At 59.3% G+C, this 11810-nt stretch carries 4 protein-coding genes; all 4 read left to right on the forward strand.

Going from position 1 to position 11810, the window contains the following annotated elements:
* Window positions 1–4 precede the first annotated feature (4 nt).
* The 4 genes from recC (at window position 5) to recD (ending at window position 11765) form a co-directional block, all read left to right on the forward strand.
* Window positions 5–3379, forward strand: a complete 3375-nt coding sequence (recC, locus tag M8014_RS06225) for an exodeoxyribonuclease V subunit gamma (protein ID WP_271281664.1) — start codon at window positions 5–7, stop codon at window positions 3377–3379.
* A 141-nt stretch (window positions 3380–3520) separates the two neighbouring features.
* Window positions 3521–6403, forward strand: coding sequence for a pitrilysin (gene ptrA, locus M8014_RS06230; protein WP_271281665.1), 2883 nt, complete (start codon window positions 3521–3523; stop codon window positions 6401–6403).
* Complete coding sequence (gene recB / locus M8014_RS06235; protein WP_271281666.1) at window positions 6400–9945, forward strand: exodeoxyribonuclease V subunit beta; 3546 nt, start codon at window positions 6400–6402, stop codon at window positions 9943–9945. The genes ptrA and recB overlap by 4 nt, the downstream gene beginning before the upstream one ends.
* Entirely contained in the window at window positions 9942–11765 is a 1824-nt protein-coding gene (recD, locus tag M8014_RS06240) for an exodeoxyribonuclease V subunit alpha (protein ID WP_271281667.1), read from the forward strand. Before recB ends, recD begins: the two co-directional genes overlap by 4 nt.
* The last annotated feature ends 45 nt before the right edge of the window (window positions 11766–11810 follow it).

The raw sequence follows: 11810 nt of genomic DNA on the forward strand, positions 1-11810 counted from the left end.
AGCGATGTTAAGGGTCTACCACTCAAACCGTCTGGACGTGCTGGAAGCGCTGATGGAATTTATTGTCGAGCAACAGAGGCTCGACGATCCCTTTGAACCGGAAATGATCCTGGTTCAGAGCACCGGTATGGCGCAGTGGCTGCAGATGTCCCTTTCGCAAAAGTTTGGTATTGCCGCCAATATCGACTTCCCGCTGCCCGCCAGCTTTATCTGGGATATGTTTGTCCGCGTGCTGCCGGAGATCCCGAAACAGAGCGCATTCAACAAGCAGAGCATGAGCTGGAAGCTGATGTCGCTACTGCCTGAGATGTTGCCGCAGGATGAATTCACCATGCTGCGCCACTACCTCAATGACGATACCGACAAGCGGAAGCTGTTCCAACTGGCGTCGCGGACGGCGGATCTCTATGACCAGTATCTGGTCTATCGCCCGGAATGGCTGACGCGCTGGGAAGCAGGCGAACTGATCGATGGCCTCGACCAGGCACAAATCTGGCAGGCACCGCTGTGGAAGGCGCTGGTCGAACACACCGAAAAGCTGGGCCAGCCCCAGTGGCACCGTGCAAATCTCTACGATCGTTTTATCAGCACGCTGGACACAGCAACCGAGACGCCCGCCGGGTTGCCGTCGAGGGTCTTTATCTGCGGCATCTCCGCTTTGCCGCCGGTCTACCTGAAGGCGCTGAATGCGCTGGGCAGACACATTGATATCCATATTCTGTTCACCAACCCCTGCCGCCATTACTGGGGCGATATTCAGGATGCCCGCTGGCTCTCCCGGATTGTGACGCGCCAGCGTCGCCGCCTGTTTGATGAGCGCACGGTGCCGCTGTTTAAAGACAGCAGTACGGCGGAGCAGCTCTTTGACGACGCGGGTGTGCAAAACTTACCTAACCCACTGCTGGCCTCGTGGGGAAAGCTGGGGCGCGACTATATTTACATGCTCTCCGAACTGACCGCTTCCGGTGAAGGGGATGTGGATGCCTTTGCCGAGATCACCCCGGACAGCCTGCTGCATAACGTGCAGCTGGATATTCTGGATCTTGAGAAGCGCTCGGTGGAGGGCATCAATGCGAAGGAGTTCGCCCGCAGCGACAGCAAACGCCTGTTGGACCCCGACGATCGCAGCGTGACGCTGCACCTTTGTCACAGCCCGCAGCGTGAAGTCGAAGTGCTGCATGACAAACTGCTGGCGATGCTGGAAGACGATCCTGAGCTCACGCCGCGCGATATCGTGGTGATGGTGGCCGATATCGACAGCTACAGCCCCTATATTCAGGCCGTGTTCGGCAGCGCCGCCGGCGATCGCTATTTGCCGTTTGCGATATCGGACCGGCGTGCGCGCCAGTCGCATCCGGCGCTGCAGGCCTTTGTCAGCCTGCTTTCCCTGCCGGACAGCCGCTTTGTTCCTGAAGACGTGCTGGCGCTGCTGGATGTTCCGGTACTGGCGGCCCGCTTTGATATTGATGAAGACGCCCTGCGCTACCTGCGCCAGTGGGTCAACGAGTCGGGCGTGCGCTGGGGGATGGATGACGACAACGTGCAGGAGTTTGAACTGCCCGTTACCGGCCAGCACACCTGGCAGTTTGGCCTGACGCGCATGCTGCTCGGCTACGCCATGGAGAGCAGTCAGGGCGAATGGAATGCCGTCCTGCCGTATGACGAATCCAGCGGGTTAATTGCCGAGCTGGTGGGGCATCTGGCCTCGCTGTTGATGCAGCTTAACCGCTGGCGACGGGAGCTAATGCAGGCGCGGCCGCTTGAGGCCTGGCTGCCGGTCTGCCGCGAGATGCTGAATGATTTTTTCCTGCCGGATCAGGAAACCGAAGCCGCGATGGCGCTCATTGAGCAGCAGTGGCAGGCCATTATCGAAGAGGGGCTCTCGTCGCATTATGGCGAAGCGATCCCGCTGTCGCTGCTGCGGGATGAACTCACCCAGCGCCTCGATCAGGAGCGGATCAGCCAGCGCTTCCTGGCCGGGCCGGTCAATATCTGCACCCTGATGCCAATGCGCTCTATTCCCTTTAAGGTCGTCTGCCTGTTGGGCATGAACGACGGGGTCTACCCGCGTGCGCTGGCACCGCTGGGCTTTGATTTAATGAGTCAAAAACCGCAGCGTGGGGATCGTAGCCGTCGGGATGATGATCGCTACCTGTTCCTCGAGGCGCTGATCTCCGCCCAGCAGCAACTGTACATCAGCTATATCGGACGCTCTATTCAGGATAACAGTGAGCGTTTCCCCTCGGTGCTGGTACAGGAGCTGGTCGACTATATTGGACAAAGCCATTACCTGCCGGGTGACGAAGCGCTTAACTGTGATGAAAGTGAACGGCGGGTGAAAGCGCATATCACCTGCTGTCACAGCCGGATGCCGTTTGATGCCGTGAACTATGAGCACAACGAGCAGCAGAGCTACGCCCGGGAGTGGCTTCCGGCGGCGAAGCGAGAAGGGGTAGCCCACAGCGATTTTATCCAGACCCTGGCGCCGCGGCAGGTTGATACCCTGGCCTTTGAGCAGCTCCAGCGCTTCTGGGCCCACCCGGTGCGCGCTTTTTTCCAGATGCGCCTGCAGGTTAACTTCCGCTCTGAAGAGAGCGAGATCCCGGATGAAGAGCCGTTTACCCTCGAGGGGTTAAGCCGCTATCAGCTCAACCAGCAGTTGCTGAATGCGCTGGTGGAGGAGGAAGACGCGCAGGTGCTGTTCCGTCGCTATCGTGCGGCGGGTCAGCTCCCTTACGGTGCCTTTGGTGAAATCGCCTGGGATGCCCAGTGTCAGGAGATGCAAGCGCTGGCCGGCAGGGTGATTGAGTGCCGCCAGCCGGGCAAAAGCATGGAGATCGATCTTCACTGCAACGGTATCAATCTGACGGGTTGGCTGCAGCATGTGCAGGCGGACGGGCTGCTGCGCTGGCGGCCATCGATGCTCAGCGTTTCACAAGGTCTGCAACTTTGGCTGGAACACCTTGTCTACTGTGCGAGCGGCGGTGAAGGTGAAAGCCGGTTGTTCGTGCGCAAAGACGGTGAATGGCGTTTCCAGGCGCTGCCCGCCGTGCAGGCGATGGAGCATCTCTCGCTGTTTATCGAAGGCTTTAAGCAGGGGATGAATAAACCGCTGCTGTTGCTGCCAGAAAGTGGGGGGGCGTGGATTAAAGCCTGTTATGACGCCACGAATGATGCCATGTTAACGGATGAGGCCACCCTGCAAAAAGCGCGCAGTAAATTTTTGCAGGCCTACGAAGGTAACATGATGGTGCGCGGAGAAGGAGAGGATGTCTGGTATCAACGCCTGTGGCGAACCCTTGAGCCAGAATACTTCGATGCCATCACCGATGAGGCCCGGCGCTACCTGTTACCGTTGTATAGATTTAAATCGTCCTGACGTCTGTATAAAAATTGCGCAGATTTGGGCATTCATTTATGATGCCCATCTTGTCATGGACTGATGTACCGCCATTAAGAGATGCTGGCTTGCCCGGCACGAAGTGTGTTAATGATGATGTCCATGATGAAGAGGTAGTGAATGTCAGGCAGCACCTTATTGAAAACGTTGGTTTTGTTCGTCGCCCTTTGGGCACCCCTCAGTCAGGCAAACACCGGTTGGCAACCCGTTCAGGAAACGATTCGCAAAAGCGATAAAGATACCCGTGAGTATCAGGCGATCCGTCTTGATAACGGGATGATCGTGCTGCTGGTGTCCGATCCACAGGCCGTTAAATCTCTGTCGGCGCTGGTCGTGCCGGTCGGTTCGCTGGAAGATCCTGACTCTCATCCCGGCCTTGCGCACTATCTTGAGCACATGACGCTGATGGGCTCAAAGAAGTATCCGCAGCCTGACAGCCTTGCCGAATTTTTGAAAATGCACGGTGGCAGCCATAACGCCAGCACCGCGCCGTACCGTACTGCCTTTTATCTGGAAGTGGAAAACGATGCGCTGGAAGGCGCAGTCGATCGCCTTGCGGACGCCATTGCCGCACCGCTGCTGGATAAAAAATATGCCGATCGCGAGCGTAATGCCGTTAACGCCGAGCTGACCATGGCTCGCACCCGGGACGGGATGCGCATGGCCCAGGTCAGTGCAGAAACCATTAACCCGGCGCACCCTGGCTCGCGTTTTTCCGGTGGTAATCTCGAGACGCTGAGCGACAAACCTGACAGCCCGGTTCTCGACGCGCTGCATACCTTCCGCGACAAGTATTACTCCGCCAACCTGATGAAGGCCGTGGTGTACAGCAACAAACCGCTGCCTGAGCTGGCAACGCTTGCAGCCCAGACCTACGGCCGGGTGCCGAATAAAGATATCGCCAAACCGGAAACCACCGTACCGGTGGTGACTGATGCGCAGAAAGGCTTAATCATTCATTACGTTCCTGCGATGCCGCGCAAGGTGCTGCGCGTCGAGTTTCGTATTGATAACAACACCGCCCAGTTCCGCAGTAAAACCGATGAACTGGTGAACTACCTGATCGGCAACCGTAGCCCTGACACGCTCTCTGACTGGCTGCAAAATCAGGGGCTGGTGGAAGGCATTCGCGCCGACTCCGATCCTGTTGTCAACGGCAACAGCGGCGTACTGGCGATCTCCGCCACCTTAACCGACAAAGGGCTGGCTCACCGGGATGAAGTTGTCGCGGCCATTTTCAGCTATCTCTCGCTGCTTCGTGAAAAAGGCGTGGATAAACGCTACTTTGACGAGCTGGCGCACGTGCTGGATCTCGACTTCCGCTACCCGTCAATCACCCGCGATATGGACTATGTCGAGTGGCTGGCTGACACCATGATCCGCGTGCCGGTCGCGCATACTTTGGATGCCGTTAACATTGCGGATCGGTATGATGCCGACGCCGTAAAAGCTCGTCTGGCAATGATGACGCCGCAGAATGCGCGTATCTGGTACATCAGCCCGAACGAACCGCATAACAAAACCGCCTACTTTGTGAATGCCGAGTATCAGGTGGACAAAATCAGCGAAAACACCTTCGCCGACTGGCAGCAGAAAGCCGCCGGGATTGCGCTCAAGCTGCCGGAACTGAACCCCTATATTCCGGAAGACTTCACGCTGATTAAACCTGTGAAAGACTATCCGCAGCCGCAGCTGATTGTGGATGAGTCCAACCTGCGCGTGGTTTACACCCCGAGCCGCTATTTTGCCAGCGAACCGAAAGCCAACGTCAGCATGGTGCTGCGTAATCCACAGGCGATGGATAGCGCCAAAAATCAGGTGCTGTTTGCCCTGAACGACTACCTGGCCGGGATCGCGCTGGATCAGCTCAGCAACCAGGCGGCGGTAGGTGGGATCAGTTTCTCCACCAATGCCAACAATGGCCTGATGCTCAATGCCAACGGCTACACCCAGCGTTTACCGCAGCTGTTCGAGGCGCTGCTGAATGGGTATTTCAGCTACACCGCAACCGACGATCAGCTGGCGCAGGCGAAATCCTGGTATACCCAGATGATGGACTCTGCCGAGAAGGGTAAAGCCTTCGACCAGGCCATTATGCCGGTGCAGATGCTGTCGCAAATTCCTTACTTCCAGCGCGAAGAGCGCCGGGCGCTGCTGCCTTCCATCACGCTGCAAGAGGTGATGGCGTATCGGGCAGCCCTGAAAACCAACGCCAGACCGGAGTTTTTGGTCGTCGGTAACATGAGCGAAGATCAGGCCAAAACGCTGGCGCAAAACGTCCGCAGCCAGCTGGGTGCCAACGGTAACGAATGGTGCCGTAACGAGGACGTGCTGGTGGATAAACAGCAGAACGTCATTTTCGATAAAGCAGGCAGCAGCACCGATTCTGCGCTGGCGGCGGTGTTTGTCCCAACGGGCTATGACGAATATGCCAGCTCGGCGTACAGCGCGGTGCTGGGGCAAATCGTTCAGCCGTGGTTCTACAACCAGTTGCGCACCGAAGAGCAGCTCGGCTATGCGGTGTTCGCCTTCTCCATGAACGTTGGTCGCCAGTGGGGAATGGGCTTCCTGCTGCAAAGCAGCGATAAGCAGCCAGCCTATCTCTGGGAGCGTTTCCAGGCCTTCTTCCCGCAGGCAGAAGCGAAGCTGAGAGCCTTAAAACCTGAAGAATTTGCTCAGATCCAGCAGGCCGTCATTACCCAGGTCACTCAGCCGCCACAAACCCTGGGTGAAGAGGCCTCAAGGATCAGCAAAGATTTTGATCGGGGTAATATGCGCTTCGATTCGCGTGATAAAGTAGTGGCCGAGATCAAACAGCTCACGCCGCAGAAAGTGGCCGACTTCTTCCATCAGGCGGTAGTTGCCCCGCAGGGGATGGCTATCCTGTCGCAGGTGTCCGGTAGCCAGAGTAAGCAAGCCACCGATACCCAACCGAAAGGCTGGACCGTCTGGAAGAGTGTGAGTGAATTGCAGCAATCTATGCCCAGGAGTAAGAACGAATGACCGATACCGCTGAGTCCCTTGACCCCCTACGTTTACCGTTACAGGGGGAACGATTGATAGAGGCCTCAGCGGGAACCGGAAAAACCTTCACCATCGCGGCACTCTATCTGCGACTGTTGCTCAAACTGGGCGACAGCGCAGCCTTTTCCCGCCCTCTGAGCGTGGAAGAGCTGCTGGTGGTGACCTTCACCGAAGCCGCAACAGAAGAGCTGCGCGGGCGTATTCGCGCCAACATTCATGAGCTGCGCATCGCCTGTCTACGGCAAAGCACCGATAACCCCTTATATGCCCGTCTGCTGGATGAGATCGTCGATAAACAGCAGGCGGCGGCATGGCTGCTGCTGGCCGAACGGCAGATGGATGAGGCCGCGGTGTTCACTATCCACGGTTTCTGCCAGCGCATGCTCAGCCTCAATGCCTTCGAGTCCGGGATGCTGTTTGAGCAGCAGCTGATTGAAGACGAGTCAGCCTTACGCTATCAGGCCTGTGCGGACTTCTGGCGTCGCCACTGCTACCCGCTGCCGCGCGATATTGCCGAAGCGGTTCACAATCAGTGGAAAGGCCCGGAAGCGCTGCTGCGGGCCATCGATCGCTATCTGCAGGGAGAAGCTCCCGTCATCAAATCGCCACCACCGGCGGATGAAACGCTGGCCTCCCGCCATGAGAAGATCGTTGCTCTCATCGCCGGGATGAAACAAAAGTGGTCTGACAGCGTGGGCGAAATCGACGCCGTTATCGAAAATTCCGCCATCGATCGGCGCAAGTTTAACCGTGGTAATCAGGCAAAATATGTCGAACGTATTACCGCCTGGGCGCAGGAGGAGAAGCACAGCTATCAGCTGCCCGACGCGCTGGAAAAGTTCTCCCAGACCTTCCTGGCGGAACGCACCAAAGCGGGTGGCGTGATACCAGAACATCCTTTGTTTTCCGCTATCGACACCCTGCTGGCTGAGCCGCTGACCCTCAACGATCTGATGATCACCCGCGCGCTGGCGGAGATCCGTGAAGCCGTTGCGCGTGAAAAACGTCGTCGCGGCGAGCTGGGCTTTGACGATATGTTGAGCCGCCTCGATGCCGCCCTGAACAGTGAAAACGGTGACGCGCTGGCGGCGGCGATCCGGGGCCGTTTCCCGGTGGCGATGATTGATGAATTTCAGGATACCGATCCCCAGCAGTACCGTATTTTCCGCCGTATATGGCGCCAGCAGCCGGACACCGCGCTGCTGCTGATTGGCGATCCCAAACAGGCTATCTATGCGTTTCGCGGCGCGGATATCTTTACCTACATGAAGGCGCGTGGCGAAGTTGCGGCCCATTACACCCTCGACACCAACTGGCGCTCGGCACCGGGAATGGTCGAGAGCGTGAACAGCCTGTTTTCACAGATGAACGATGCCTTTATGTTCCGTGAAATCCCCTTTCAGCCGGTCAAATTCGCCGCCAGAAATGCCGGACTGCGCTTTGAACTGCACGGAAAAACACAGCCCGCGATGAACGTCTGGCTGATGGAGGGCGAAGGCTGCGGCGTCGGGGATTATCAAACCTTTATGGCCCAGCACTGCGCGGCGCAAATCCGCGACTGGCTGAGTGCGGGCGTACGTGGCGACGCAATCCTCTACCGGGGCGATGGAGCCCAGCCGGTGAAGGCGTCTGACATTACGGTGCTGGTGCGCAGCCGTCTGGAAGCGGGGCTGGTGCGTGACGCGCTGACCCTGCTGCACATTCCGTCGGTGTATCTATCCAATCGCGACAGCGTGTTTGAAACCCTGGAAGCGCAGGAGATGCTCTGGCTGCTGCAGGCGGTGCTGGCACCCGAGCGCGAAAGCACGTTGCGCAGCGCGCTGGCAAGCTCGATGCTCGGCCTGACCGCGCTCGACATCGACACCCTCAATAACAGTGAAGAACTGTGGGATGAGGCGGTGGAAGAGTTTACCCGCTACCGCGAGCGCTGGCAGAAGCGCGGGGTGATGGCGATGCTGCGTGACATTATGACCCGGCGCAACATCGCCGAAAACATGCTGGCCACCGCGGGAGGCGAACGCCGACTGACCGATATTTTGCACATCAGCGAACTGTTGCAGGAGGCAGGAACCCAGCTGGAGAGCGAGCATGCTCTGGTGCGCTGGCTGGCGCAGCATATCGCCGATCCGAACAGCAACGCCTCCAGCCAGCAGATGCGCCTTGAAAGCGACAAACATCTGGTCAAAATCGTCACCGTCCATAAATCGAAAGGGCTGGAGTATCCGCTGGTGTGGCTGCCATTTATCGCCAATTACCGCGTGCAGGACCAGGCCTTTTATCACGATCGTAAAACCTTTGAAGCAGTGCTTGACTTAAGCCAGGCCGACGACAGCGTAGAGCTCGCCGAAGCCGAACGGCTGGCGGAAGACCTACGCCTGCTGTACGTAGCGCTGACGCGATCCGTATGGCATTGCAGCTTAGGTGTCGCGCCGCTGTTTCGCCGTCGCGGCGACAAATCTGGCGAGAGCGATTTCCATCTGAGCGCGCTCGGGCGGCTGATCCAGCAGGGCGAGCCGAAAGATGCGGTGGGCCTGCGTCAGTGTCTGCAAACCCTGTGCAATGAGCACATTGCGCTGCAGGTGGCCGGGGTCGCCGACACCGCCCGCTGGCAGATGCCCGCGCCGCTAACCCCGGATCTGCAGGCGCGGCAGATTGCCCGCGTGCTGTACGATGACTGGCGGGTGACCAGCTACTCCGGCCTGCAGCAGCACGGGCACAGCGTCGCCCAGGATCTGATGCCGCGGCTCGACGTCGATGCCGCAGGCGTTGGCGACGTGGCCCCGGAGCCGGCGCTGACCCCGCACCAGTTCCCGCGTGGCGCGTCGCCGGGCACCTTTTTACACAGCCTGTTTGAGGAACTCGATTTTACGCAACCAGTCGACCCCGAGTGGATGCTGGAGATGCTGCAAAAAGGCGGCTATGACGCCCGCTGGGAGCCCGTCCTGACCGGGTGGGTAAACCAGGTTCTGCAGGCACCGCTCAACGAAGAGGGGATCGCTCTGAACCAGCTTCGCGAAGCGGACAAGCAGGTGGAGATGGAGTTTTATCTGCCCATCGCCGGGCCGTTGACCGCCGATGCGCTGGATGCCCTGATCCGCGAGCACGATCCACTCTCACAGGAGTGCCCACCGCTCGATTTCCGCCAGGTGCGCGGGATGCTGAAAGGCTTTATTGACCTGGTGTTCCGTCACAACGGCCGCTACTACCTGCTGGACTACAAATCCAACTGGCTGGGGGCAGACAGCGAGTCTTATACCCCGCAGGCGATGGCCAAAGCGATGCAGTCCCACCGCTATGATCTGCAATATCAGCTCTATACCCTGGCGCTGCACCGCTACTTGCGTCACCGCATTGCTGACTACGACTATCAGCGGCATTTCGGCGGCGTTATCTACCTCTTTTTACGCGGGGTGGACGGCAGCGCGCCGGGCGCAGGGTGCTTTGCCACCCGTCCGGATGTAGTGTTAATTGATCGCATGGACAGGCTATTTGCCGCCAGCAAAGAGGAGCTTGCGCAATGACGATGCAGAAACTGTTACTGGAAGCCGTAGAACAGCGGGTGCTGCGTCGCCTGGACGTTCAATTCGCAATGATGGTGGCGGGTAACGATGAACCCGCCGTGATGCTGGCGGCGGCGCTGTTAAGTCGCGATGCGGGAGAAGGGCATGTCTGCCTGCCGCTGTCGCAGCTGCGGGCAGAGGCGAAAACCCCTGCGTTACTGCAGGCCTGTTTTGCGCTGCACGACGACTCGCTGGACTGGCCCCAGACGCTGCTGCGCTCGCCGGCGGTCAGTAGCGGCGAGTTGCCCACACCGCTGGTGCTGATTGGCGACAGACTCTATCTCAACCGGATGTGGCGCTACGAACGGGCGGTAGCCGGGTTCTTTAGCGAGGCCAACCAGCCGCTGGTGCACGACAGTCGCGAAATGCAGCGCACCCTGAACGCGCTGTTTGCCTCTGACGAAGCCGTCAACTGGCAAAAGGTAGCGGCAGCGGTGGCGTTAACCCGCCGTATCTCGGTGATCTCCGGCGGACCGGGAACCGGCAAAACCACCACCGTCGCCAGGCTGCTGGCGGCGCTGATCCAGATGGCGGGGGAAGGGCGGTGCCGCATCAGGCTGGCTGCCCCTACCGGGAAAGCTGCCGCGCGCTTAACGCAGTCGCTGGGCGGGGCGCTGCAAACGCTGCCCCTGACCGACGGACAGCGCAAGCTGTTCCCGGCCGAGGCCAGCACGCTGCACCGTCTGCTCGGCGCGCAGCCCGGTAGCCAGCGTCTGCGCTACCATGCCGGGAATCCGCTGCATCTGGACGTGCTGGTGGTGGACGAAGCCTCGATGATCGACCTGACGATGATGTCGCGCCTGATCGACGCTTTACCGTCCCATGCAAGGGTGATTTTCCTCGGCGATCGCGATCAGCTGGCCTCCGTAGAAGCGGGGGCGGTGCTGGGTGATATCTGTACCTGGGCCAGCGCGGGCTTTACCGCCCAGCGCGCACAGGAGCTGTCTGAGCTGACCGGGTGTCAGATGGAAGGCAACGTCAGCCCGGTGGCGGGTGCGCTGCGCGACAGCCTGTGCCTGCTGCAAAAAAGCTACCGTTTTGGCAGCGATTCCGGTATCGGCAAGCTGGCGGCAGCGGTGAACCGCGGCGATCGACAGGCCATGCGTGCGGTGTTTGACGGCGGATTCAACGATATCGAGAAAAAGCAGCTGCAGAGTGGCGAAGAGTATATGGCGATGCTCGAGGATGCTCTGCTGGGCTACCGGCATTTTCTTGACACCGTCCACCAGCAGGCCCCTGCGGAAGAGGTGCTGACCGCATTCGGACGCTACCAGCTGCTGTGCGCCCTGCGCGATGGGCCCTTTGGCGTCGCCGGGCTCAATGAGAAGCTGGAGCAGGTGCTGGTGCAAAAACGCCGGATCAGCCATCAGCCGTATTCCCGCTGGTTTGAGGGGCGGCCGGTGATGATTTCGCGCAACGACAGCGCGCTGGGGCTGTTCAACGGCGATATCGGGATTGCGCTGGAGAGAGGTCAGGGATTGCGCGTGTGGTTCCAGATGCCGGACGGCAGCGTCAAGTCAGTCCAACCCAGCCGTCTGCCGGAGCATGAAACCGCCTGGGCGATGACGGTCCACAAATCTCAGGGTTCTGAGTTCGATCATGCGGCGCTGATCCTGCCGGTACAAATGTCACCCGTGGTGACGCGGGAGCTGGTGTATACCGCTATCACCCGCGCCCGTCAGCGGCTGTCACTGTATGCCGACGAAGGCGTGCTGGCGCAGGCTGTTATCACCCGTACGGAGCGGCGTAGCGGCCTGAGTGCCATTTTTGAAGCGATGTGAGTCAGTCAAAAGCCGGGCGTATGCCCGGCCTGAGCGGTGACGGCG

The organism is Silvania hatchlandensis (assembly GCF_025564065.1).
Taxonomy (GTDB): domain Bacteria; phylum Pseudomonadota; class Gammaproteobacteria; order Enterobacterales; family Enterobacteriaceae; genus Enterobacter; species Enterobacter hatchlandensis.

Excerpts from the sequence above, each read along its gene's own strand:
- recD (WP_271281667.1), top strand. The coding sequence starts at position 9,942 with ATGACGATGCAGAAACTGTTACTGGAAGCCGTAGAACAGCGGGTGCTG.
- recC (WP_271281664.1), top strand. The coding sequence starts at position 5 with ATGTTAAGGGTCTACCACTCAAACCGTCTGGACGTGCTGGAAGCGCTG.
- recB (WP_271281666.1), top strand. The coding sequence starts at position 6,400 with ATGACCGATACCGCTGAGTCCCTTGACCCCCTACGTTTACCGTTACAG.
- ptrA (WP_271281665.1), top strand. The coding sequence starts at position 3,521 with ATGTCAGGCAGCACCTTATTGAAAACGTTGGTTTTGTTCGTCGCCCTT.